This window comes from Streptomyces sp. NPDC048481 (assembly GCF_043200075.1).
Lineage (GTDB): Bacteria > Actinomycetota > Actinomycetes > Streptomycetales > Streptomycetaceae > Streptomyces.
In genome coordinates this window covers 676,810-700,493 of sequence record NZ_JBICXC010000003.1, presented here as the reverse complement: position 1 = coordinate 700,493, position 23,684 = coordinate 676,810, and the positions used below count along the sequence as shown (strand labels likewise).

Here is a 23,684-nt window from a genome sequence, read left to right as displayed (position 1 = left end):
CGCCGGTGGACACGGGGAAGGCCCCGCCCGTGGGGAACGGGAGGGGCCTTCACCACCGCGGGTGCGTACGGGCGGGTTACGCGAGCAGCGCCGGGATGGTGTCCTCGTGCGCCCTGCGCAGCTCCTCCAGGGACAGCTCGAACTCGCCCTGGAGCTCGACCGTGTCGCCGTCGACGACACCGATGCGGGTCACGGGCAGACCGCGCGCCCCGCACATGTCGTTGAACCGCAGCTCCTCCGAGCGCGGCACCGCGACGACCGCGCGGCCGGCCGACTCGGAGAAGAGGAGGGTGAAGGCGTCGAGGCCGTCGGGCACGATCAGCCGCGCACCCTTGCCGCCGAGCAGCGCCGACTCGACGACCGCCTGGATCAGACCGCCGTCGGACAGGTCGTGCGCGGAGTCGATCATGCCGTCGCGCGAGGCGGAGATCAGGATCTCGGCGAGCAGCCGCTCCCGCTCCAGGTCGACCTTCGGAGGCAGTCCGCCCAGGTGGTCGTGGACGACCTGGGACCAGGCCGAGCCGCCGAACTCCTCACGGGTGTCGCCGAGGAGGTAGAGCAGCTGGCCCTCCTCCTGGAAGGCCACGGGCGTGCGGCGGGTCACGTCGTCGATGACGCCCAGCACCGCGACCACCGGAGTCGGGTGGATGGCCGCCTCGCCGGTCTGGTTGTAGAGCGAGACGTTGCCGCCGGTCACCGGGGTGCCGAGCTGCTGGCAGGCGTCGGCAAGACCGCGGATGGCCTCCGCGAACTGCCACATCACCGCCGGGTCCTCGGGCGAGCCGAAGTTCAGGCAGTCGGAGACGGCGAGCGGCTTGGCACCGGTCGTGGCCACGTTGCGGTACGCCTCGGACAGGGCCAGCTGCGCGCCCGCGTACGGGTCGAGCTTGGCGTAGCGGCCGTTGCCGTCGGTCGCGATGGCGACGCCGAGGCCGCTCTCCTCGTCGATGCGGATCATCCCGGAGTCCTCGGGCTGGGCCAGCACCGTGTTGCCCTGCACGAAGTGGTCGTACTGGGACGTGATCCACTTCTTGGAGGCCTGGTTGGGGGACGACACCAGCTTCAGGACCTGGTCCTTCAGCTCGTCGCCCGTCTGCGGCCGGGGGAGCTTGCCCGCATCGTCGGCCTGGAGTGCGTCCTGCCAGTCGGGGCGGGCGTAGGGGCGCTCGTAGACCGGGCCGTCGTGGGCGACGGTGCGGGGGTCGACGTCGACGATCTTGCCGCCGTGCCAGAAGATCTCCAGGCGGTCGCCGTCGGTCACCTCGCCGATGACGGTGGCGATGACGTCCCACTTGTCGCAGATCTCGAGGAACCGGTCGACCTTGCCCGGCTCGACGACCGCGCACATGCGTTCCTGCGACTCGCTCATGAGGATTTCCTCGGGCGAGAGGGTGGAGTCGCGCAGCGGGACGTCGTCCAGCGTGACGCGCATGCCGCCGGAGCCGTTGGAGGCCAGCTCGGAGGTGGCGCAGGACAGCCCGGCCGCGCCGAGGTCCTGGATGCCGACGACCAGCTTCTCCCGGAAGGCCTCCAGGGTGCACTCGATGAGGAGCTTCTCCTGGAAGGGGTCGCCGACCTGCACGGCGGGACGCTTCGACGGCTTGGCGTCGTCGAACGTCTCGGAGGCGAGGATCGAGGCGCCGCCGATGCCGTCGCCGCCGGTCCGGGCCCCGTACAGGATGACCTTGTTGCCGGCGCCGGACGCCTTCGCGAGGTGGATGTCCTCGTGCCGCATCACACCGATGGCGCCCGCGTTGACCAGCGGGTTGCCCTGGTAGCAGGCGTCGAAGACGACCTCGCCGCCGATGTTCGGCAGGCCCAGGCAGTTGCCGTAGCCGCCGATGCCGGCGACGACGCCGGGCAGGACGCGCTTGGTGTCGGGGTGGTCGGCCGCGCCGAAGCGCAGCGGGTCCACGACCGCGACCGGGCGCGCGCCCATCGCGATGATGTCGCGCACGATGCCGCCGACGCCCGTGGCCGCGCCCTGGTAGGGCTCCACGTAGGACGGGTGGTTGTGCGACTCGACCTTGAAGGTGACGGCGTAGCCCTGGCCGACGTCGACGACGCCCGCGTTCTCGCCGATGCCGACGAGCAGCGCGTCGGATTGCGGGGCCTTCTCGCCGAACTGGCGCAGGTGCACCTTGGAGGACTTGTACGAGCAGTGCTCCGACCACATGACGGAGTACATGGCCAGCTCGGCGCCGGTCGGGCGGCGGCCGAGGATCTCGACCACGCGCTCGTACTCGTCCTTCTTCAGGCCGAGTTCGGCCCAGGGCAGCTCGACGTCGGGGGTCTCGGCCGCGTGCTCGACCGTGTCCAGAGGCGTCCGGCTCATGCGTTGACCAGCTTCTTGAGGATCGAGGTGAAGAACGGGAGGCCGTCGGTGCGGCCGGAGCCGATGAGCGGCTCGACGGCGTGCTCCGGGTGCGGCATGAGACCCACGACGTTGCCGGCCGCGTTGGTGATGCCGGCGATGTCGCGAAGGCTGCCGTTGGGGTTGACGTCCAGGTAGCGGAAGGCGACCCGGCCCTCCGCCTCCAGCTCGTCGAGCGTGCGCTCGTCGGCGACGTACCGGCCGTCCATGTTCTTCAGCGGGATGTGGATCTCCTGGCCGGCCGAGTAGTCGGTCGTCCAGGCGGTGTCCGCGTTCTCCACCCGCAGCTTCTGGTCGCTGCAGATGAAGTGGAGGTGGTCGTTGCCGAGCATCGCGCCCGGGAGGAGGTGGGCCTCGGTGAGGATCTGGAAGCCGTTGCAGATGCCGAGGACCGGGAGACCGGCCTTCGCCTGCTCGATGAGGGGCTCCATCACCGGGGAGAAACGCGCGATGGCGCCGGCCCGCAGATAGTCACCGTAGGAGAAACCACCGCACAGCACGACTGCGTCGACCTGGTGGAGGTTCTTGTCCTTGTGCCAGAGAGCGACGGGTTCCGCGCCCGCGAGGCGGATCGCGCGCTGGGTGTCCCGGTCGTCGAGGCTGCCCGGGAAAGTGACGACGCCAATACGAGCGGTCACTTCGCGGCTCCCGCGACGGCTTCTTCCGACTCGACCTTGACGGTGAAGTCCTCGATCACGGTGTTGGCGAGGAAGGATTCCGCAAGATCGTGGATGCGGGCGAGGACGGCCTCGTCGACGGGGCCGTCAACTTCCAGTTCGAATCGCTTTCCCTGACGTACGTCGGAGATGCCCTCGAAACCCAGTCGCGGCAGTGCGCGCTGCACCGCCTGGCCCTGGGGGTCGAGGATCTCCGGCTTGAGCATGACGTCGACTACGACGCGTGCCACTGGCACTCCCGGTGGTGTGGTGCTGAGCAGGTTCCTGCGGGTGTCTCCGACAGGTGGCTTCAGACTACCCGCACAAAATTTCTACGCGAGTAGAGTTGGAGGAACCTACGTGACGGCCATCACGAAGGCCCTCGCGATCCGGTACCTGCCGGGGATGTTCACGAAAAGTTACGGGAAAGATCCCCGGCCATCCGCGGATACCTATTGCGCCCGGACACGCGGACAGATTTAGTCGGGCTTCACAATGCATTGCCGCGCACTGTACAAATGAATTGGAAATAGCCGAGACTCGGCACGACGCCACGGCCGAACGGTTTGTGGCGCCGGACGAAGGGACCGATATTCGTGGCGCAGAAGGTCGTGGTCACTCTCTTTGACGACATCGACGGCTCGGAAGCGGCGGAAACGATCGCCTTCGGGCTCGACGGCAAGTCGTACGAGATCGACCTGAATGAAGGCAATGCCGAGAAACTGCGTAAGGCGCTCGAGCCCTACGTCGAAGCCGGCCGCAAGCGGTCCAGATCGGGCAAGGCCTACAAGCAGACGGAGGTCGCCCCCGACCCCGCGGCGGTCCGCGCCTGGGCCCAGGCCAACAAGATGGAGGTGCCGGCCCGGGGCCGCATCCCCAAGAGGGTCTACGAGGCGTTCACCGAAGCGCAGTGAGCCGAGCCCGGTGAGCCGAGGGCGTGAGCGGGGACCGGTGAGCGGGGCTCGTCGGGCGGCGTCCGGTGCGGGGCGTCCGCGGGTGACGCTCGTCGCGCCCTCCCCGCGGGGCCCGACCGACGGCCGGTCACCCGCCCCTCGAACGACTCGACTTGCGCTGCACCCCTCCCGGTCGGCTAGAGTCTGGAGCACGCCGCCGGGCGAGGCCGAAAAGCCCAGCTCACGGAGTACGTGCGGGTGTAGTTCAGTAGTAGAACATCCCCCTTCCAGGGGGAAGGCGCAGTGTGCAATTCCTGTCACCCGCTCTGCACCGCCGATCTGACCGGTCTTCTGGATCAGGTAGGCTGGTGCTCGCGCCGATCGGTGAGAGCCGGTCGGAGGCAATGCGGACGTAGCTCAGTTGGTAGAGCGCAACCTTGCCAAGGTTGAGGTCGCGAGTTCGAGCCTCGTCGTCCGCTCGGGAATAAGGCCCCGGTCCACTGGACCGGGGTCTTTTCGTGCGCCCGGAACATGGCGCGTACGGGCGCCGCGCCGCCGGGCTCGCGCATCCGCCGACCTCGCCGGGCGCTGCCGGGGCCGTCTGACATATGTCATGGGGAGTGGTGACACCTCGCACTGCTCCGGGCCTGCGGTCGCCGGGAGGCTTGGGGCATGAACGCGAATGAACACGTGATCGAGGTCACCGACCTGCGGCGTGTGTACGGGGGCGGGTTCGAAGCGGTCCGTGGGATCTCCTTCCACGTCGGCCGCGGCGAGATCTTCGCGCTGCTCGGCACCAACGGCGCCGGAAAGACGTCCACCGTCGAGCTGCTGGAAGGGCTGGCGCGACCGGACGGCGGGCGGGTCTCGGTGCTCGGCCACGACCCCTTCACCGAGCGCGCCGTCGTCCGGCCGCGGACCGGCGTGATGCTCCAGGAAGGGGGATTCCCCTCCGAGCTGACCGTCGCCGAGACGGCGCGGATGTGGGCCGGCTGCGTGAGCGGCGCCCGTCCGGTCGACGGGGCGCTGGCACTCGTCGGGCTCACCCGGCGTGCCGGCGTCCGGGTCAAGCAGCTGTCCGGCGGTGAGCGGAGGCGTCTGGACCTGGCACTCGCGGTCCTCGGCGAACCCGAGGTGCTGTTCCTCGACGAGCCCTCCACCGGCCTGGACGCCGAGGGCCGGCGCGACACCTGGGAGCTGGTGCGCGCCCTGCGCGACGCGGGCACCACGGTGCTGCTGACCACCCACTACCTGGAAGAGGCCGAGCACCTCGCCGACCGGCTGGCCATCCTGCACCAGGGCCGCATCGCCGCCGCCGGAACGCCCGCCGAGGTGACCGCCGCCCAGCCGTCCCGGATCGCCTTCGAACTGCCCGAGGGGTATCTCCCGGGGGATCTGCCGCCGCTCGGCGAACTGGGCGTGTGCGGGCACGAGATCGACGGCCGCATCATCCGGCTGCACACCCGGGAACTCCAGCGGGCCGCCACCGGGCTGCTGATGTGGGCGCGGCGGACGCACGTCGAACTGCGCCGGCTCGACGTGCGCTCGGCCTCGCTGGAGGAGGCGTTCCTGGGAATCGCCCGGGAGGCGTCGTCCGGCCCGGCGGCCGACGAGACCGGCAGGACCGGGAAGACCGACGGGGCCGAGGGGGTCGCGGCATGAGCGGGACGACGGTGCGCGAGACGGCCGGGCGGGAGGCCGGGCGGATGATCACGACCCCCGCACGCCGGATGGCCGCCCTCGGGCGGGCCGAACTGACGCTGCTCGGCCGCAGCCGGAGCACGCTCCTCATGGCCGTGCTCGTGCCGCTGGCGCTGCCGGTCAGCCTCGCCCCGACGATCGACGGCATGGACCTCAAGGACGCCGGGCTCACCGCGGGCCTGGTGCTGCTGCCCGCCGCGATCGGCTTCTCGCTGCTGTTCGGCGTGTATTCGGCGCTGACCGTCATCTACACCGCCCGGCGCGAGGAGTTGGTGCTGAAGCGGCTGCGCACCGGCGAGCTGCGCGACGCCGAGATCCTCGCCGGGTCCGCGCTGCCGGTCCTGACGACGGGACTGGTGCAGTCGGCGGTGCTGGTGGCGGGCTCCACGGTCGTGCTGGACGTGCCGGCGCCCGAGGCGCCCGTTCTCGCCGTCCTGGGCCTGCTGTTCGGCCTGGTGATGTGCGCGGCGCTCGCGGCCGTCACGGCGACCGCGACCCGGTCCGTGGAGAGCGCGCAGGTCACCACGGCGCCGCTGGTGCTCGTGTCGATGGCCGGCTCCGGGGTGGCCGTCCCCCTGGACCTGCTGCCCGACGGCCTCGCCTCCGCGTGCGCCTTGCTGCCGCTGTCCCCGGTGATCACTCTGATCCGCGGCGGCTGGACCGGCGCCCTGTCGGCGCACGAAGCCCTGGGCGCCGTCGGAACCGCACTGGCCTGGACGGCGCCGGCGGTGTTTGCTGTACGGCGGTGGTTCCGGTGGGAGCCCCGGCGCTGAGCGCCAGGGTCGCGACGGGAGCCCCGGCGCCGGCGACCCGCGGCACCGGCCCGCGCGGAACGGACACCGGCACGGATACGGGCACGGACCCTGACACGGGAGCCGGCACGGGGGAGCACGTGCACGGGGGAGCACGGGGACCGCGGGACACGGGGCACCACGGGACACGGGACGACCGACGCGGCTCATGGGCGAGGAGGGGGCGTGCGGATGCGCAGGCCGGGAGGCTGGTGGCGGCGCAAGAGCACGCCCGCGAAGGTCGAGACGTACACACGGTGGTCGTTCCACTTCTTCGCCGTGGCCGAGTTCATGGCCGTGGGGCTGCCCTCCGCCGGGGCCCTGCCGGCCGGACCCGGGCTGTGGCTGCCGGCGTTGACGCTGGTGCACTGCACGCTCGGCGGGGTGACGGCGTCGCGGGCGCTGGACTGGACGCGCGGACGCCGGCCCCGGCCCGTCCGCCTGCTGTGGGCGCTCGCCGCCCTCACGGCGGCGGTCGCCGTCGCCGCGGCCCTCGTCGCGCAGCGCGGCCCGGACCACGACAGCGTGGACGCCGCCGCGGGCGGTGTCTTCGGCGTCGTCCTGGCCTTCGGGTCCGGGTTCATCGCGCTCGGCGTACGCGTGCGGCGGCGGGTGTTCGCGGTCGTGGCCGGCTTCGCCGTGGGCGCCGCAGTGGTGGCGTACCCGGTCGGGCTGTCGGGCGTTGCCGTCCTGGCGACGATGGCGGCGGTGTTCGTCGGCGGCGGCTTCCTCGCGTTCACCTCGGTCTTCTCGGTGTGGCTGCTCGACGCGGTCTTCCGGCTGGACGAGGCCCGCGACACCCGCGCCCGGCTCGCCGTCGCCGAGGAACGGCTGCGGTTCGGGCGGGATCTGCACGATGTGATGGGCCGCAACCTGGCGGTGATCGCCCTGAAGAGCGAACTGGCCGTGCAGCTGGCCCGGCGCGGACGGCCGGACGCCGTGGACCAGATGATCGAGGTGCAGCGCATAGCGCGGGAGTCGCAGCGTGAGGTGCGTGACGTCGTCCGCGGCTACCGCGAGGCCGACCTCGGCGTGGAACTCGCGGGCGCGCAGGGCGTGTTGACGGCGGCGGGCATCGACTGCGCGGTGAGCGGGGAGCCCGGCGGACTGCCCGCCGAGGTGCAGTCCGCGCTGGGCTGGGTGGTGCGCGAGAGCACCACCAACGTGCTGCGGCACGGAGACCCGGGCCGGTGCTCGGTGGCGTTGCGGAGGACGGCGGGGAGCGTGGTGCTGACGGTGGAGAACGACGGGGCGGGGCCCGTCGGCGCGGGCGGGAGGCCGGGGCCCGCCGCGTCGGGCGGCGGGTCGGGACTCGCCGGACTGCGGGAGCGGCTGCGGGAGGTCGACGGGACACTGGAGGCCCGGCTCGTCGGCGCGGGCACGTTCCGGGTGGTCGCCGAGGTGCCTCTGAACGAGGCGCCGGGGAGCAGGACGCCGCTCGACGGGAAGACACGCGACGGGAAGCCGCTCGACGGGCGGTCGCCCGGCGAGGCCCCGGCCGGCGGGACACGGCGGCTCGGTGAAGGGGCGTCCGGGGAGGCGTCCACTGTGAGAGAGGTCACTTCATGACGGTCCGGGTGCTGCTCGCGGACGACGAGCACCTCATCCGGGGCGCCCTGGCCGCGCTGCTGTCCCTGGAGGACGACCTGGTGATCGTCGCCGAGGCCGCCACCGGTCCGGAGGCCCTGGCCATGGCGCGGGCGCACGAGCCCGACGTGGCCGTCCTGGATCTGCAGATGCCGGGTGCCGACGGTGTGAAGGTCGCCACATCCCTGCGGACCGAACTGCCCGGCTGCCGGGCGCTGATCGTCACCAGCCACGGCCGGCCCGGCCATCTCAAACGGGCGCTTGCGGCCGGTGTGCGCGGTTTTGTGCCGAAGACCGTGAGCGCCCAGCGGCTCGCCGAGATCATCCGCACGGTGCACGCCGGAAACCGTTACGTTGACCCGGAGTTGGCGGCCGACGCGATCGCCGCAGGTGACTCGCCGCTGACCTCGCGCGAGGCGGAGGTGCTCGAACTCGCCGCCGACGGAGCGCCGGTCGCGGAGATCGCGGAGCGGGCCGCGCTGTCTCAGGGGACCGTGCGGAACTACCTGTCGTCGGCCGTCTCCAAGCTCGGGGCGGAGAACCGGCACACGGCGGTGCGGATCGCGCGGGAGCGGGGTTGGGTATAGTTGGCGTCGCGCCACGGCACGTTCACCACGGCGCAGTGCGGACGTAGCTCAGTTGGTAGAGCGCAACCTTGCCAAGGTTGAGGTCGCGAGTTCGAGCCTCGTCGTCCGCTCCACAGCAAAGGCCCCGGTCATCGACCGGGGCCTTTCGCGTGGGCCGCTCACGCCCAGGCGGTGCCCGTCAGACGCTCGTAGGCCTCGACGTACTTCGCGCGGGTGGCGTCCACGATGTGCTGGGGCAGCGGCGGCGGGGGCTGCTCGCCGTGGCGGTCCCAGCCGGACTCGGCGGAGGTCAGCCAGTCCCGCACGAACTGCTTGTCGTACGAGGGCTGCGCGCGGCCCGGCTGCCACTGGTCGGCCGGCCAGAAGCGGGACGAGTCCGGGGTGAGGACCTCGTCGGCGATGACCAGCGTCTCGCCCTCGAAGCCGAACTCGAACTTGGTGTCGGCGAGGATGACGCCCCGGTCGCGGGCGATGTCGCGGGCCCGGCCGTACACGGCGAGGGTGGCCTGCCGGAGCTGGGCCGCGGTGTCGGCGCCGACCTGGCGGGCGACCTCCTCGTAGGAGACGTTCTCGTCGTGCTCGCCGACGGCGGCCTTGGTCGCCGGGGTGAAGATCGGCGCCGGAAGCTCGCTGCCGTCGACGAGGCCCTCGGGGAGGGCGAGACCGCAGACCGTGCGGGACTCCCGGTACTCGACGAGCCCCGAGCCGGTGAGGTAGCCGCGGGCCACGCACTCCACCGGGACCATCCGCAGGGACTTGCAGATCAGGGTGCGTCCGGCCCAGTCGGCGGGGGCGCCGGCGGGCGGCTCCGTGCTCAGGACGTGGTTCGGGACCAGGTCCGCGAGCCGGTCGAACCACCACAGGGAGAGCTGGGTGAGGATGCGGCCCTTGTCCGGGATCTCGGTCGGCAGCACCCAGTCGTAGGCGGACGTGCGGTCGCTGGCGACCATCACGAGGTCGCCCGCCTCGTTCTGGTACAGCTCGCGCACCTTGCCGGTGTGCAGATGCACCAGGCCCGGCACCTGAAGGGGCTCGGGCTTTTCTACGAATCCGGACACGGTTCCTCCCCGTGGTTCTGACCTGGAGGCTCGATTGTCCCTTAGTTCAGCATTGGCCTCGGACGCCGGGTGGCCGGGCCGTCCGGGACGATGACCGAACAGCCGCCGGCCTGCCACTCGGGGACGGCCGGGCGTGGGTCAGTCGCGCTTGCAGATGCGGTCCAGGAGATTGGCCGTCGCACGTTGGACCCGGGGGTCGACATGGCCGGGGCGGTCGAGCGCCGGGGACCAGGCGAAGGTGCCGGAGGCGAACACCAGGGCGCCCGACGGCGCGCGGTAGAGGGACGTCTCCTGGTGCCGCCGGACGCCCTCGCCGTCACGGTACGGCGAGTGGGCGAGGAGGATGCGGTCCTCGTGCCGCGGGAGCGGGGTGCGCGGGAAGTAGCGGTCGGCCTCGCCCGCCACCAGCCCTTCGATGCCCTCGCCCTCTCCCGTGCCGGTCGCCTCCCACAGCCAGTGGCCGGCGTTGCGGACGATCAGCGGATGCGGCTCGGGCACCCGGCCCGCGTACTGGATGCCCACCAACTGCTGCTCGGCGCGGTCGATCTCCCGCCACAGCACGGCCCTGCCGGGCCCCCTGCGCTTGCGGCAGGTGAGCAGACGGCTGGGCACACCGGACGGCGACGGCCCCAACTCCACTTGCCAGTAGACGGAGTTCGCGGACAGGAACACGAGCGATGTGCCGGTGTCGCGGGCGAGTTCCACCGTGCGGCGCATGTTCGCGGACCAGTACTCGTCGTGGCCGGGGAAGACCAGGCCCCGGTACCGGGTGGGGTCGATCAGGCCGGCGTGCAGATCGCGGGCGTCGGCGTAGGCGAGGTCGTAGCCGTAGCGCTCGGCCCAGCGGATGAAGTCGTAGGCGTGACCGACGTGCAGCGGTAAGCCCGCGCCCGCGTACGGCCGGTCGAAGGAGACCGTGGTCGCCGCGTCGGCCTCGCCGAGCAGACGGCCGTTCTCGTCCCAGGCGTGGTAGAGGCTGGCGCCGGTGCGGCCGTCCTCGGGGTAGAGGTTGTAGGCCTGCCAGGTGATGTCGGGCAGCACCAGGAGCAGGTCGGCGGGACGCTGGTCGCGGACGGTGAAGGGCACGTGGGAGCGGTATCCGTCGGCGGTGGTGAGGACGGCGACGTACGCGCCCACGTTCCAGTACGACGGGACCTGCAGACGCCAGGAGAGCCACCAGTGGTGGCAGGAGACCGTGCGGTCGGCGGTCAGAGGCGGCGGCTGGACGATGCCGGACAGGCGCGGGCTGGTGGTGATCTTGGCTGCGCCGTCGCCGTCGTAGTGGCCGATGCGGTAGACGTCGACGCTGAACTCCTGGGGCGGGTCGACGGTGACGTGGAAGTCGACGGCGTCCCCGGGGGCGACCGCGCCCGTCGAGACGAAACCCTTGATCTGACGGCCCACGTCGTCGGCGGAGCGGGGACCGCCGGGCCGCGGGGCGGTCCGGGGTCCGGGGACGCGGGGGGCGCCCTGCGCCGGGGCGGGCGCCGCCTGGTCCACGTACCAGGGGACCACCTGCCCGGTGTCGTCGAAGTACGTCTCGCTGCCGCGCAGCCAGGGCACCGGGCCCTGGCCGAAGGGGTCGGTCACGGCGTGGGCCAGTGCGCCCGACTCCCATCGGCGGATGTGCTCCGGTCCTGGTCCGGGTCCCATGGTGCTCCCCTCCCTCGTGCCCCGTGCCGGCCCGTACGGACGTGACCGTCCTGTGCGTCCGGTCCCGTGCCGTGTGTCCTATGTCGCGAGCCCTTGCCATGGGCCCTATCGGTCCCAGCACATCACATAACGCGCGCATGCAGTCACTAGTCGTTGCGAATTGGCCGAAAGTGGAATTCACTCCTCCGTTAGCCCCTCCGGGGGCGGTGGCCGGCGGCGGCCTGCGGTGGGCCGAGCAGCACCACGACGCCCCCGGCTCCGGGCCGGAGCAGCCAGGGCGGGGCTATGCGGGGAGACGGCGGGCGGCGGTGAACGGCGGGGGTGTCCCGTTCGCGCTCAGCCCAGCCGCACCGGCTTCTCCGGCCGTATGCCGAGTTCCACGAGCCATGTGCGCAGGGGGCCCGCGTCGCCGTCCTCCACGAGGCTGAGGACCCGGGGCGTCAGGTCGGGCACGCGCTCGCCGTCGACCAGGAGGGTCGGCCCGTCGAGCCAGTCGAGGCCCGGCGTCGCGCCGACGGTGTCCATCGCCGCGCAGCAGACCATCGCCGTGACGTGGTCGGCGAGGAGTTCCCGGTCCGTGCGCGGGGGCTGGAGGGGGAAGAGGGGCAACGCCGAGTCGTCCCAGAGGGCCGTGTCGGGCCCCTGCCCCGCGGCGAGCGGCCCCGCGCCGGCCGCGGGCACGGCCGCCGCCTCGTCGCGGCCGACCTCGACACCGAGCCGGGCGGCGAGCGCGGCGCTGCGGGGGTTGGCGGGCGGAAGCTCGTCGTCGCCGTCGGGGGCGAAGGCGGAGGCGAGGTGGGCGAGGTCGTCGGGGGTGACCTCGGGAACCTCCGGGTCTTCGGGAGGCTCGTAGGCGTCAGAGGCCTGAGAGGCCTCCGGGGTATCCGAGTTGTTCGTGGGAATCGCGAGGACCTCGGGGGGCTCGGAGTACTCGGGCATCTCCGGACTCTCGGGGACTTCGGGGGTTTCGGGGGACCCCGGGGTCGCGAGGTGGCCGGCGGGTGCCCCGCCGAGGGAGGGGTCGGGGTGGGCGACGGGGTCCGCCTCAGGGGGGACGACCGGCTCATCCTTGCCGCCGGTGGGCCGCGGGGAGCCGGACGCCGACGTCTGGCCGAAGGACGAGGCCGGGTCGGTGGGCCGGGTCTGCTCGGTGCCACGGGCGGGGTTCGAGGCCTGGGCCGGGCTCGGAGCGGGCGCCGACGCGGAGCCCGCTGTCGGCGCGGGCGGGTCCGTCTGCTGGTGGGCCGGGCCCGTGGCCGGCGCAGGCGGGTCCAAGGGCTGATGGGCCGGGCCCGTGGCCGGCGAGCGGTACGCCGTCGTGCCGGGGGTCGCGGGGAGGCCGTCCGTGAGGTGGTCCAGGACGCGGGCCAGGGTGGGCCCGCCGGGGTGGCGGACGGCAGCGGCCTCGGGAGCGCGCCGGACGCCGAGGGCGTCCAGGACGCGGTGCAGACGGGCCGCGTCGGTGCGCCACTTGCGGTCGACGACCTCGTCCGGGTAGTCGTCCCAGGCGATCGGCGACCAGTCGGGGCCGGGCTCCGCCGGGCCGCCGTGGAAGAGGCGGGCCGCGAGCAGCGAGGCGGCCTCGTCGACCGTGCCGGGCTCTTCCAGCAGGTCGCAGGCGGGACGCTCGCCGAGGCGGGAGGCGAAGCCCTCGGCCAGCCGGTCGCGCCGGGACAGTTCGGTCAGCGCCGCAACGACCCCCGCGTCCAGCCGGGAGGGCCAGCGGCCCATGCGCCACGCGGGCAGCGCCACGCGGGTGAGCAGCCGGTCCCAGCCCGCGTACGCCAGGCCCACCTGCTCCTGGGCGACGATGCGCAGCCCGTAGTCCACGGCCTGGGCGCGCTCGGCGGCCGCGGCGGCCACCGCGCGCTCCATCTCGCCCGCGTGCGGCTGGCAGCCGCGCAGCATCAGGCGCGCGACCCAGCCGACGCCGGCGCACGCGGGCCGCAGCACGGGGTGCCTGCCGCCCTGCTGGACGCAGACGGCCACCGCCGCGTCGAGACCGCGCACGAAGCGCCGCGCCGCCGCTATGTCGGGGTGCGCCGAGGGGCCCGTGCCGGCGACGACCGGGGCGAGGACGGCGCGCAGTTCGCCGACGCGCATCCACCACAGGAACGGGGAGCCGATGACGAGGACGGGCGCCGCGGCGGTACGGCGGTGGAGCGGCCCGTGGGCGCCGCCCGGACCGGCTATCTCGTCGCCCTCGCGGGCCGGGGGCGGGCCGTGGGCCGGATGGGTGCGGTCCTCCAGCCAGCTGTCGCAGTCCGGGGTGAGGGCTATCGCCGAGGGCGCCGGGACGTCGAGACGGTCGGCCAGGTCGCGCACCAGCCGGTACAGGTCGGGGGCCGCTCCCTCGGCGACGGCGACCGTGGGGCTGACGGCCGGCCGGGCCCGGGCGACGACCAGGCCGACGACCGCGGCGGCGAGCAGCACGACGGCGGCGACGGTGCACACGGCCACACGTGCGCCGTCCCAGCCCGGGCCCACGAGGTGCCCGGTGGCGCCGCCCGCGCCCAGGATCACGGCGGCCGCCGCGGGCAGCAGCGCGACGGCCAGCGCCCGGCTGCGGATCCGCAGCACGGCCAGTGCCCTGGCACGGGCCGCCTGCGCGCCCGCCTCCACACCGATACCGGTCACGACCGGACGTCACCCCCTCCCTGCAGTCCTGTGTCCCCCGGCTGTCTTCGCAGTGCTCACTCCCCCACTGTGGCACCGCCCACTGACATCGCAATGCCGGTGGGCCAAGTGCCGGAACGAGGGCCGGGAGGCTTGCGCCGCACCCTAGTTGGCGGTCCGGCCCTCGTCAGCCGGATGCTTCAGCGTCACTCGATGGAATGGCTTTGGGGAAAGGTGTATGACGGTGGGCAACGATCAGGCCCCGGGTTTCCGGGGACCTCCGCGCGGAGGTCCCCGGAAACCCGGGGCCTGGGAAACACCTGGTGAGGCGCCTGGGGCGTCGTCCGTCACGCGACGCCGGTCACGCTTCGGCCGCCGCCTTCGCGGCGATGTCCGTCCGGTGCTGGGAGCCGTCGAGGCCGATGCGCGCGACCGCCCGGTACGCGCGGTCACGGGCCTCGGTGAGACCGGCGCCCGTCGCGGTGACGGACAGCACGCGGCCGCCGGCGCTGACGACGTCGTCGCCGTCGCGCCTGGTGCCGGCGTGCAGCACGTAGGCGTGCGGGGCGTCCTCGGCGGCCACGTCGGCGAGCCCGGTGATCGGGTCGCCGGTGCGCGGGTCGCCGGGGTAGTTGTGCGAGGCGATGACGACCGTGACGGCGGCCTCCTCGCTCCAGCGCAGGGGCGGCAGGTCGGCCAGCTCACCGGTGGCGGCCGCCGCGAGGACGCCCGCCAGCGGCGTCCTGAGGCGGGCCAGGACGACCTGCGTCTCGGGGTCGCCGAAGCGCGCGTTGAACTCGATGACCCGGACACCGCGGCCGGTGATCGCGAGGCCCGCGTACAGCAGCCCGGAGAACGGGGTGCCGCGGCGGCGCAGTTCGTCGACGGTCGGCTGGAGAACGGTCTCCATGACCTCCTCGACCAGTTTCGGGTCCGCCCACGGCAGCGGCGAGTACGCGCCCATGCCGCCCGTGTTGGGGCCCTCGTCGCCGTCGAGCGCGCGCTTGAAGTCCTGGGCGGGCTGGAGCGGGACGACCGTCACACCGTCGGTGATCGCGAAGAGGGAGACCTCCGGCCCGTCGAGGAACTCCTCGATGACCACGCGGTCGCAGGCGGCCGCGTGCGCCGCGGCGGCTTCCAGGTCGTCGGTGACGACGACGCCCTTGCCGGCGGCGAGACCGTCGTCCTTGACGACGTACGGCGCCCCGAACGCGTCCAGGGCCTCCGCGGCCTCTTCCGGGGTGGTGCAGACGTAGGAGCGGGCGGTCGGCACGCCGGCCGCCGCCATCACGTCCTTGGCGAACGCCTTGGAGCCCTCCAGCTGCGCGGCCTCCTTCGAGGGGCCGAACACCGGGATGCCCGCCTCGCGCACGGCGTCGGCGACTCCGGCGACCAGCGGCGCCTCCGGGCCCACGACGACCAGTTCGGCGCCGAGTTCGACGGCCAGCGCTCGGACGGCCGCGCCGTCCAGGGCGTCGACCCGGTGCAGCTCGGCGACCTCGGCGATGCCGGCGTTGCCGGGCGCGCAGTGCAGCGCGGTGACGGCGGGGTCGAGGGACAGTGAGCGGCACAGGGCGTGTTCGCGGGCGCCGCTGCCGATGACGAGGACGTTCACGGGGTCAGCCTAGCCGTCGCGCGTCGGGGCGCTTTGTGCGGGCTGCCGAGGGACGGTCGCCCGGAACCCTGTGCGTTCCTCCAACCGAGACCGCCGGGCGGGCCGGCGCGGGCCGCGCTACTCGTTGGTGAACTCCTCCACCACGGTCGCTCCCAGCTCACGCACGATCAGCTCGTAGCCGGAGAGGGCGGACTCGTTGAGGTCGGGATCGTCGTCCTCGGGGGTGTCGTCCTCGGGGGCCACCGGCTCCGGGGCCGACGGGCGGGACGGGCCGGCCGCGGGACCGGCGGAACCGCCGGAGGCCGTGGACCGCGGCGACGCCGGGGCGGGTCCGTGCCGGTCCGGGCCGCCCCCGGCCGGTCCCGAAGCCTGCGACGAGGAGTAGGAGGAGGGCGGGGGACCCGCCGCCCCGGCGTCCCCGTGACCGCCGTAGCCGCCGCCGGAAGCGGCGGAACCGGCCGGGCCGCCGCCGTGACCGCCGGGCCCGCCGGTCGTCCCGGCCCCGCCGGGAGCGCCTGCGCCGAAGCCGCCCCCGCCGCCGCCGAACCCGCCGGAGGGCGACGGACCCGAACCGCCGGACGGGTCGACGACCGCGTCGATCTTCCACTGGACGTTGAACTGCTCGGCCAGCGCCTGCCGCAGCACGTCCTCGCTGCCACTGCTCGCGAAGTTGTCGCGGGCGCCGGCGTTGACGAAGCCGATCTGGAGGGTGGTGCCGTCGAAGCCGGCGACATGGGCGTTCTGGCTGAGCAGGATCCAGGTGAAGCGACGCCTGTTCTTGACGGCTTCGAGGATGTTCGGCCAGAGCATGCGGGGATCGGGACCGCCGGAGGGCGGCGCATACCCGGCGGGCGCGGGCGCGGCCGCCGGCGACGAGGGCGCGGGGGCCGCCGCCGGTGCGGAGGCCGGGGGGCCCGGGTGGGAGGCGGGGGCCGGGCCGGCCGGGGGCCGTCCGCCGCCGCCCGCGGGCGTGGCCGTGGGCCAGCCGCCGGGTCGCCGCCCGCCGCCGGCCGCCGTCGCGGTGGGCCAGGCGCCCGGAGCGGGCTGGGCGGCAGGCACGTCGGCGGGCGGGGCCGGGGCCGCCTGGGCGGCGGGAGCCGGTGTGGAGGCGGGACCGGCCACGGGTGCGGACGGGTGCGCCGCAGGGGTCGCGGGAGACGCGGCCGCGGGCTGGTCGGGCGCGGACGTCACCGGCGGCCCGGCCGGCGAAGGCGCGGCTCCTTGGCCGGCCCCCTGCCCTGGCCCCTGCCCCTGCCCGGGTGCCTGGCCCCGCACCGCGGCGCGGGCCGCGGCGGCTCCGCCGCCCGGCGGGATCGACGCGTCGTCGCCCACGGCGGCGGCGCCGTGGGCCTGCGGCCCGGGCACGTACCCCATCGCCGGCATGGCGGGCGCCGCCTGCGCGGGCTGCCCGGACACGGCCCCGCCCGCCGAGAAGTTCACGCCGCGCTCGATGCGGTCGAGGCGGGCCATGACGGACCGCTCGTCGCCGTAGGCGGCGGGCAGCATCACGCGCGCGCAGATCAGTTCCAGCTGGAGGCGGGGCGAGGTCGCGCCGCGCATCTCGGTGAGGCCCTCGTTGACCAGGTCGGCGGCCCGGCTCAGCTCGGCGGCGCCGAAGACGCCGGCCTGCGCCTGCATCCGCTCGATGACGTCGGCCGGGGCGTCGATCAGCCCCTTCTCCGCGGCGTCCGGGACGGCGGCCAGGATGACGAGGTCCCGCAGCCGCTCCAGCAGGTCGGCGACGAACCGCCGGGGGTCGTTGCCCCCCTCGATGATCCGGTCGACGACCTCGAAGGCCGCGGCCCCGTCTCCCGTCGCGAAGGCCTCGACGACGGAGTCGAGCAGCGAGCCCTCCGTGTAACCGAGGAGGGAGGTCGCCATGGCGTATGTCACACCCGCGTCGCTCGCGCCGGCGAGCAGCTGGTCCATGACGGACATGGAGTCACGCACGGACCCTGCGCCGGAGCGCACGACGAGCGGCAGCACCGCCTCGTCGACGGGGATGCCCTCCTGCCGGCACACCTCGCCCAGGTACTCCCGCAGCGTGCCCGGCGGGACGAGCCGGAACGGGTAGTGGTGCGTCCGCGACCGGATGGTCCCGATGACCTTCTCGGGCTCGGTGGTGGCGAAGATGAACTTCAGATGCTCCGGCGGCTCCTCGACGACCTTGAGCAGCGCGTTGAAGCCGGCCGACGTGACCATGTGGGCCTCGTCGATGATGTAGATCTTGTAGCGGCTGCGGGCTGGCCCGAAGAACGCCTTTTCCCGCAGGTCACGGGCGTCGTCCACGCCTCCGTGCGAAGCGGCGTCGATCTCGATGACGTCGATGGAGCCCGGCCCGTTCCTGGCCAGGTCCTTGCACGACTCGCACTCACCGCACGGCGTCGGCGTGGGGCCCTGCTCGCAGTTCAGGCATCGCGCCAGGATGCGCGCGCTGGTGGTCTTCCCGCACCCACGCGGACCGCTGAACAGGTACGCGTGATTGACCCGGTTGTTCCGCAGCGCCTGCTGCAGCGGGTCGGTGACATGCTCCTGCCCAATGACCTCGGCGAACGACTCCGGGCGATAGCGGCGGTACAGCGCGAGAGACGACACGCATACGAGGTTATAGGCGACCGCTGACATCGGACCCACGCCCGGCTTCCGCCCGCCCGCCCACCCGGCCCGGGAACGCAAGCGCCCCCCACGCACCCGCCAGAGCCGACCTACCCTTGCTGCCTTCCGGCCCTGGGGGAGTTCAGTCAGATAGCGCCGCGTGAGGGGCTCCGCACAGGCTACAGGATCCGAGCGGGGGGAACGAGTTCGCGAGCACTCCTCAACGTCTTGTATTGTTTGCCGCGGAGGATTCGCCTAGTGGCCTAGGGCGCACGCTTGGAAAGCGTGTTGGGGGCAACCCCTCACGAGTTCGAATCTCGTATCCTCCGCCAGTGCCTCACCGGGCACGATGTCGAAGGGCCCCACCGCTTGCGGTGGGGCCCTTCGTCGTTGTCCGTCCCAGTTTCCCTCTCAGTTCGTCTCTGGGTCGGTTTCCGGGAGCTCCCAGAGCGTCGCCGACTTGCTGCGCGACTCTGCGAAGCTTGGTCCCCGTCACATGCATGTACTGAGCGCGCCGCCTTGGCCGACGACCGCTACCCGAAGACCGAGTTCACCTGCTGGAAGGGCCCCTGCGCCTCGCCATCGGCTGAACCGCGTCCCGGCCCCTCGCCCCGTTCAGCGGGCGTACTTCTCGCGGGCGGCCGCCGTCACCGGCGTGAAGAAGTTGACGAGGTTGCCGTCGGGGTCGCGGACCAGCAGCGAGCGGTTGCCCCAGGGCATCGTGGTGGGCTCGGCCACGACCTCGACGCCGGAATCGGCACCGGCACCGGCGCCGGAGAGGTTCGCGTGCACATCGTCCACGTGATCGACGAGGAACTCGATGATCACGCTGCGGTTGTCCGCCGGGCGCGCGGCCCCCGGGGCGAACAGCGCGACCGTGCGGACGCTCCCGATCGCCAGGGTGGCCGTCGCGGTGGCGAGTTCGGCGAAGTCCTCGGTGGCCCAGGCCGCCGACGCCCCCGTGGCCTTCTCGTAGAACGCGACCAGGCGTGCCACGTCGCCGGTGATGATGCGGGTCGAGACGAAGTTCATGGTGTGCTCCCAGGCCGTCGCGGCGCCGTCCGGCCGCTGTGCACCGCAGGTTAGGACGGCTTCTGGACAGAATCCGTCCACTATTCGCGGAATCGGGCTACCCTCCGTCCATGTCCCGACCCACCGGACGCGTCCTCACGCTGCTTGAGCTGCTTCAGTCGGGCGGTGTCCGGACCATGGGCGAGCTGGCCGACCGGCTCGGCGTGGACGGGCGGACCGTGCGTCGCTACGTGGACCAGCTGGTCGACCTCGACGTGCCGGTGGAGGCCGTGCGAGGCCGCCACGGCGGCTACCGCATCGGTGCCGGATACCGTCTGCCTCCGCTCATGCTCAGCGACGACGAGGCGCTCGCCGTCCTGCTCGGGCTGCTCGCGGGCCGCCGGGCGGGGCTGACGGCGACGGGGGACACCGCGAGCGAGACGGCGGCGGCCAAGATCCGCCGAGTCCTGCCCCCTCGGCTGAGCCGCAGGCTCGACGCGGTCCTGGAATCCCTCGCGTTCACGGCCGCGCCCGAGGCGTTCGCCACCCCGGACGCCGAGATCCTGCTCACCGTCGCCGACGCGGTGCGCCACCGGCGGCCGCTCCGCATCGGATACGCCGACCGCGAGGGCCGCCGCAGCGAACGCAGCCTGCACCCCTACGGGATCGTCGCCCATGCAGGCCGGTGGTACGTCACGGGCACGGACCCCGGGATCGGCGGGGACCGGACCTTCCGGCTCGACCGCGTCGCCGCCGCGCGGACCCTGCCCGGTTCGTTCGAGGCGCCTGACGGACCCGGTCCCGCGCAGCGCGTGGTGTCCGGGTTCGCCGCCGCCGAGTACCGCCACGAGGTCACCTTGCGCATCCACGGGACGGCCGACGCGATCCGCGCCCGCCTCCCGGCCACCGTCGCGAGCCTGAGCCCCGAGGAGACACGGCCCCAGGGGGATCCCGCACCCCAGGACACGGGTGATCCGGCGACCCGGGCCACTAGTGATCCGACCACCCTGGACCCCGGCGATCCGGGGGTCGAACGCTGGTGGCGGGTCGAGTTGCGGGTGGAGCGGCTGGACTGGCTGCCGTCCGTGCTGGCCTCGCTCGACCGGCCGTTCGCCGTCGAGCGACCCGACGAACTGCGCGGCCTCGTCGTCGCGTTCGCCGACCGTCTCGCGTCCCGCGCGCGCCGGGCCTGACGGCGGGGAGGGCGGCCGCCGGGCGGGGGCGGGGGCGGACCGGCGTCCGGTCACCCCCGGCCGGTCTGGGACGGGGTCCGGTCCCGGCCCCGTTCCGCCAGTGCGGCGAGTTCGGTCAGGAAGGCGTCGGCCAGGAGGGCCGCGTCCCGGCCGCCCGAGTTGGTGGCGACGCTCAGCGTGTGGCCCTGGGCGCAGCCGCCCAGGGCGAAGGTGGCCGTGCCCGCCGGGGGCACCATGGGGACGATGTTCAGGCCGCGCAGCGGCCGTCCGGCCAGGGTCTGCCCCTGCTCGCGCAGGTGGACGTAGGAGCAGGCGGCCGGGGCGTAGGCGGGGGCGAAGATCCTGCCGCCGGCCAGCGCCATGGTCGCTCCGGGAAGCGCCGCGAGCGTGCCCTCGACGAGCCGCTCCGAAGCGGTCCGGGCGCGGGTGACGGTCGTCAGCAGGCCGGTGCAGGCGGTGAGGCGGTCGGCGGGGCCGGCCAGCGTCACCGGCGCGGGGACGCGCACGTTGGCGAACGCGTTGCCGAGGAAATCCCCGCAGTCGTCCGGCCGTTCGTCGACCGGGACCGAGAGCCACACCGGACGGGGAGCCCGGCCGGGGCCGGTGTCGGCGTCGTGGTCGGGGAGGCGGGAGCGCAGGACTCCGGAGACCGTCGCCAGGAACACCTCGTTGGTGGTCGCCGTGCGCGCCGGAGCGGCCCGCCGCGCCGCCCGCAGGATGTCGGAGCCGAGCGCGACGAGCGCGTAGGCGGGCTCCCGCGGGCCCTGGTGCGGCAGGGGCACGGGACGACCCGCGCTCAGCAGGCCGGGCGGGCCGCCCGCCGACCGGGCGGCCCGTGCCGTCCGCCGCCGAGGGCCGGGCACGGCCAGGGACGCGGCGCCGTCCAGGGGCCCGCCGTCGTCGAAGAGGGCGCGCAGGAGGGTCGTCAGGGAGCGTCCGTCGAGCAGGCTGTGGTGCATCCGGAACAGCAGCGAGAACTCGCCCTGAGCGGAGCCGCGCAGGAGGTGCAGACCCCACGGGGGACGCCCGGCGGGGAACGGCGAGTGGAACCACTCCCGGACCGCGTCCCGCAGGGTGCCGTCCACTTCGCCGACCTGCCGTCCCAGCGCGTGGCCGTCCGCGCGGGCCCAGCGGTGCCGGCCGGTCCACCAGGCCAGGCCCGCCCGCGCGCCCGGGGGGACCAGGGTCTGGGTGAGCCGGGGCAGCGCCTTCCACCGCTCCTCCACCAGCGCCCGCAGCTCCTCCAGCGCGGGCGGCGCGCCCGTGAAGTCCAGGGCGATCCCGGCGTTGGGCGGGCCGAACGGCCAGCGGGCCATCCCCTCTTCCAGCAAGGGCAGATGCGATCCGGGCATGAGACTGCTCCTGTCGTGGGCCGTCCCTGTCGTGGACCGGTCCTGGCGTGGACCGGCCGCTCGCGGACGACGTCCTGTACCCCCAACGGCCGATCGGACCGGCGGTCACGTGCCGCGCGTCACGCGGGTGTCAACGCGCGGGCCCGCGGGCTCCCTGATGGGGTGACACTGCAGCAGGTTTGCGGCCGGGAGCGGTGCCGGAGCGCCTTTAATCGGGACTCCGCGTCCGCGTTGGGACGCCCCGTCACCCGTTTTCGGTCCCCGCACCGGCTCCGCGCCGGACAGGAGTTACGTGTCGTGCCTGGTACCCGTGCGAATCCCGCGCACATCGCCGTGTTCAACGTCCCGATGCACGGACACGTGAATCCGACGCTGGGGGTCGTCGAGGAGCTGGTCCGGCGGGGTCACCGGGTCACCTACGCCGTCACCGAGGACTTCGTGCACCAGGTGAAGGCGGCCGGCGCCGAGCCGGTCCTCTACCCGGACACGGGCGACGGCTCGGAGGCGCCGGAGGAGATGGGCGAGGGGTTCGCCCGGGTCGTCCGGCTGGCGCTGGCCGGTCTGCCCGCCCTGACCAGGGCCTACGACCGGGAGCGGCCCGATCTGGCGCTGTGCGACGTGTACGGTCTGGCCGGGCTGCTGCTGGCGGCCCGCTGGCAGACGCCCATGGTGGTGGCGTCGCCCACGCACCTCGCCTACGACGGCATCGTCCCCGAGTTCTTCGGCGTGCCGGGGCTTCCCCAGGTGCCGGGCTTCGCGGAGCTCGTGGCCGGCTTCGCCGAGCACGGCGTGGACAGCGCGCGGATCCAGGACCTCGTCCAGCCCGAGCACGCCGTCGCGTTCTTCCCGCGCGCCTTCCAGCGCAGGCCGGACACGGTCATGGCGCGGCGCGTCGCCTATGTCGGGCCGGCGCTCGGGGACCGCTCCTACCAGGGCTCCTGGCGGCCCCCGCAGCAGGACCGGCCGGTGCTGCTGGTGTCGCTGGGCTCCCAGTTCAACCGGCGGCCCGAGTTCTACCGGTCCTGCGTCGAGGCCTTCGCCGAGCTGCCGTGGCATGTGGTGATGTCCGTCGGCCCCGCCGTGTCGCCAGACGAGCTGGGGGCGCTGCCCGACAGCGTCGAGGTGCATCCGCACGTGCCCCAGCTGGCCGTGCTGGCGCAGGCGGACGCCTTCGTCACCCACGCCGGGATGGGCGGCACGATGGAAGCGCTGCATTACGGCGTCCCGCTGGTCGCGGTGCCGCAGATGGCCGAGCAGCGGGTCAACGCGGCGCAGATCGAACGCCTGCGGCTCGGCGTCCACCTGCCGCGCGAGACCGTCACCGCTGAGGCGCTGCGCGAGGCCGTCCTGCGGGTGTCGTCGGACCGCGACATCCGCGCCGCGGTGGCGGACATGCGCCGGGAGATCGCGGCGGCGGGCGGGGCGGGCGCCGCCGCGGACCTCATCGAGCGGGCCCTGTAGACCCGCAGCCCTTTTCTAGGAGTGACGTCGTGACCCACGCCCTGGCGGCCGACATCCGCCGCACGAGCACCGTGCCGGAGTGCCGGCCGCACCTGTATCTGCGCCAGGTCCGCATGAGCGACCTGGACTCGATGAACCACGTGAACAACGTCCGGCTGCTGGAGATGATCCAGGACGCCCACATCGACATGTTCTATCTGCGCCCCGGGCTGTCCGGACAGGAGATCCGCCCCCGGTTCGTCTACGCCCGCCACGAACTGGACTACTCGGAGCCGCTGACGCTCCAGCCGGAGCCCGTCACCATCACCACCACGATCGGCGATCTGCGCCGCTCGTCGTTCCGCGTCACCAGCCGCGTCACCCGTGACGCCCGGGTGTTCTGCACGTGTGTGAGCACGGCCGTCGCCTACGACCCGGACGCCCGCTGCTCGCGCCGGCTGGAGGAGGCGGAGCGCGCCCTGGCGGCCCGGCACGCGACACCCGGCACGACCGGTACCGCGGGCACGGCCGGCCCGGCCCGCTGAGCGGGCTCTGAGCGGGC

18 protein-coding genes, 4 tRNA genes and 1 other RNA gene are annotated in these 23,684 nt (G+C 73.6%); 12 read left to right on the top strand and 11 right to left on the bottom strand.

Annotated elements, in window-relative coordinates; genetic code table 11:
• Nucleotides 1–76 precede the first annotated feature (76 nt).
• Genes purL through purS form a run of 3 tightly spaced genes read right to left on the bottom strand, consistent with a single transcriptional unit; the run spans nt 77 to nt 3,281 of the window.
• Nucleotides 77–2,335: a phosphoribosylformylglycinamidine synthase subunit PurL gene (gene purL / locus ACGFSH_RS13850; RefSeq protein WP_393348009.1), complete on the bottom strand. Its 2,259-nt coding sequence runs from the start codon at nt 2,333–2,335 to the stop codon at nt 77–79.
• Nucleotides 2,332–3,012: a phosphoribosylformylglycinamidine synthase subunit PurQ gene (gene purQ, locus ACGFSH_RS13845; RefSeq protein WP_393348008.1), complete on the bottom strand. Its 681-nt coding sequence runs from the start codon at nt 3,010–3,012 to the stop codon at nt 2,332–2,334. The genes purL and purQ overlap by 4 nt, the downstream gene beginning before the upstream one ends.
• Entirely contained in the window at nt 3,009–3,281 is a 273-nt protein-coding gene (purS, locus tag ACGFSH_RS13840) for a phosphoribosylformylglycinamidine synthase subunit PurS (RefSeq protein WP_190154033.1), read from the bottom strand. The genes purQ and purS overlap by 4 nt, the downstream gene beginning before the upstream one ends.
• 345 nt (nt 3,282–3,626) lie before the next feature.
• Between purS and ACGFSH_RS13835 the strand changes: the two genes are divergently transcribed.
• The 8 genes from ACGFSH_RS13835 to ACGFSH_RS13800 all read left to right on the top strand — a co-directional run bounded on the left by ACGFSH_RS13835 (nt 3,627) and on the right by ACGFSH_RS13800 (nt 8,702).
• Nucleotides 3,627–3,944: an Lsr2 family protein gene (locus tag ACGFSH_RS13835; RefSeq protein WP_329411467.1), complete on the top strand. Its 318-nt coding sequence runs from the start codon at nt 3,627–3,629 to the stop codon at nt 3,942–3,944.
• A 233-nt stretch (nt 3,945–4,177) separates the two neighbouring features.
• Nucleotides 4,178–4,249, top strand: a tRNA-Gly gene (locus ACGFSH_RS13830).
• An 80-nt stretch (nt 4,250–4,329) separates the two neighbouring features.
• Nucleotides 4,330–4,402 (top strand) — tRNA-Gly (locus tag ACGFSH_RS13825).
• A gap of 193 nt (nt 4,403–4,595) precedes the next feature.
• Nucleotides 4,596–5,585, top strand: coding sequence for an ABC transporter ATP-binding protein (locus tag ACGFSH_RS13820; protein ID WP_393348006.1), 990 nt, complete (start codon nt 4,596–4,598; stop codon nt 5,583–5,585).
• Entirely contained in the window at nt 5,582–6,397 is an 816-nt protein-coding gene (locus ACGFSH_RS13815; RefSeq protein ID WP_393348004.1) for an ABC transporter permease, read from the top strand. The genes ACGFSH_RS13820 and ACGFSH_RS13815 overlap by 4 nt, the downstream gene beginning before the upstream one ends.
• A gap of 210 nt (nt 6,398–6,607) precedes the next feature.
• Nucleotides 6,608–7,984, top strand: a complete 1,377-nt coding sequence (locus tag ACGFSH_RS13810) for a sensor histidine kinase (protein WP_393348002.1) — start codon at nt 6,608–6,610, stop codon at nt 7,982–7,984.
• Nucleotides 7,981–8,589, top strand: a complete 609-nt coding sequence (locus ACGFSH_RS13805; RefSeq protein ID WP_329411473.1) for a response regulator transcription factor — start codon at nt 7,981–7,983, stop codon at nt 8,587–8,589. The genes ACGFSH_RS13810 and ACGFSH_RS13805 overlap by 4 nt, the downstream gene beginning before the upstream one ends.
• A gap of 37 nt (nt 8,590–8,626) precedes the next feature.
• Nucleotides 8,627–8,702 (top strand) — tRNA-Gly (locus ACGFSH_RS13800).
• Between the two features lie 45 nt (nt 8,703–8,747).
• On the opposite strand, the gene ACGFSH_RS13795 is transcribed toward ACGFSH_RS13800, so the two are convergent.
• The 6 genes from ACGFSH_RS13795 to ffs all read right to left on the bottom strand — a co-directional run bounded on the left by ACGFSH_RS13795 (nt 8,748) and on the right by ffs (nt 18,299).
• On the bottom strand, nt 8,748–9,647 hold the full coding sequence (locus ACGFSH_RS13795; protein ID WP_393348000.1) for a phosphoribosylaminoimidazolesuccinocarboxamide synthase: 900 nt from the start codon (nt 9,645–9,647) through the stop codon (nt 8,748–8,750).
• A gap of 138 nt (nt 9,648–9,785) precedes the next feature.
• Entirely contained in the window at nt 9,786–11,300 is a 1,515-nt protein-coding gene (locus ACGFSH_RS13790) for a N,N-dimethylformamidase beta subunit family domain-containing protein (protein ID WP_393347998.1), read from the bottom strand.
• A 336-nt stretch (nt 11,301–11,636) separates the two neighbouring features.
• On the bottom strand, nt 11,637–13,937 hold the full coding sequence (locus ACGFSH_RS13785) for a hypothetical protein (protein ID WP_393347996.1): 2,301 nt from the start codon (nt 13,935–13,937) through the stop codon (nt 11,637–11,639).
• Nucleotides 13,938–14,277: 340 nt separating this feature from the next.
• Nucleotides 14,278–15,531 (bottom strand): phosphoribosylamine--glycine ligase, encoded by a 1,254-nt coding sequence (purD, locus tag ACGFSH_RS13780; protein ID WP_393347994.1) that lies wholly within the window; start codon nt 15,529–15,531, stop codon nt 14,278–14,280.
• Between the two features lie 117 nt (nt 15,532–15,648).
• Nucleotides 15,649–18,126: a DNA polymerase III subunit gamma and tau gene (locus ACGFSH_RS13775; RefSeq protein ID WP_393347992.1), complete on the bottom strand. Its 2,478-nt coding sequence runs from the start codon at nt 18,124–18,126 to the stop codon at nt 15,649–15,651.
• A gap of 74 nt (nt 18,127–18,200) precedes the next feature.
• Nucleotides 18,201–18,299: signal recognition particle sRNA small type (gene ffs / locus ACGFSH_RS13770), an RNA gene on the bottom strand.
• A 71-nt stretch (nt 18,300–18,370) separates the two neighbouring features.
• On the opposite strand from ffs, the gene ACGFSH_RS13765 reads away from it, so the two are divergent.
• Nucleotides 18,371–18,458: transfer RNA gene (locus tag ACGFSH_RS13765), tRNA-Ser, on the top strand.
• 283 nt (nt 18,459–18,741) lie between these two features.
• On the opposite strand, the gene ACGFSH_RS13760 is transcribed toward ACGFSH_RS13765, so the two are convergent.
• Nucleotides 18,742–19,158: a VOC family protein gene (locus ACGFSH_RS13760; protein WP_393347990.1), complete on the bottom strand. Its 417-nt coding sequence runs from the start codon at nt 19,156–19,158 to the stop codon at nt 18,742–18,744.
• 110 nt (nt 19,159–19,268) lie between these two features.
• On the opposite strand from ACGFSH_RS13760, the gene ACGFSH_RS13755 reads away from it, so the two are divergent.
• Nucleotides 19,269–20,330, top strand: a complete 1,062-nt coding sequence (locus tag ACGFSH_RS13755; protein WP_393347989.1) for a helix-turn-helix transcriptional regulator — start codon at nt 19,269–19,271, stop codon at nt 20,328–20,330.
• 50 nt (nt 20,331–20,380) lie between these two features.
• On the opposite strand, the gene ACGFSH_RS13750 is transcribed toward ACGFSH_RS13755, so the two are convergent.
• Entirely contained in the window at nt 20,381–21,682 is a 1,302-nt protein-coding gene (locus ACGFSH_RS13750) for a wax ester/triacylglycerol synthase domain-containing protein (protein WP_393347987.1), read from the bottom strand.
• Nucleotides 21,683–21,979: 297 nt separating this feature from the next.
• Here ACGFSH_RS13750 and ACGFSH_RS13745 point away from each other — a divergent pair, with 297 nt between their 5' ends.
• Together ACGFSH_RS13745 and ACGFSH_RS13740 are read left to right on the top strand one after the other, a co-directional pair.
• Nucleotides 21,980–23,143, top strand: a complete 1,164-nt coding sequence (locus ACGFSH_RS13745) for a macrolide family glycosyltransferase (protein WP_393347985.1) — start codon at nt 21,980–21,982, stop codon at nt 23,141–23,143.
• A 29-nt stretch (nt 23,144–23,172) separates the two neighbouring features.
• Nucleotides 23,173–23,667, top strand: coding sequence for an acyl-CoA thioesterase (locus ACGFSH_RS13740; protein ID WP_393347983.1), 495 nt, complete (start codon nt 23,173–23,175; stop codon nt 23,665–23,667).
• The last annotated feature ends 17 nt before the right edge of the window (nt 23,668–23,684 follow it).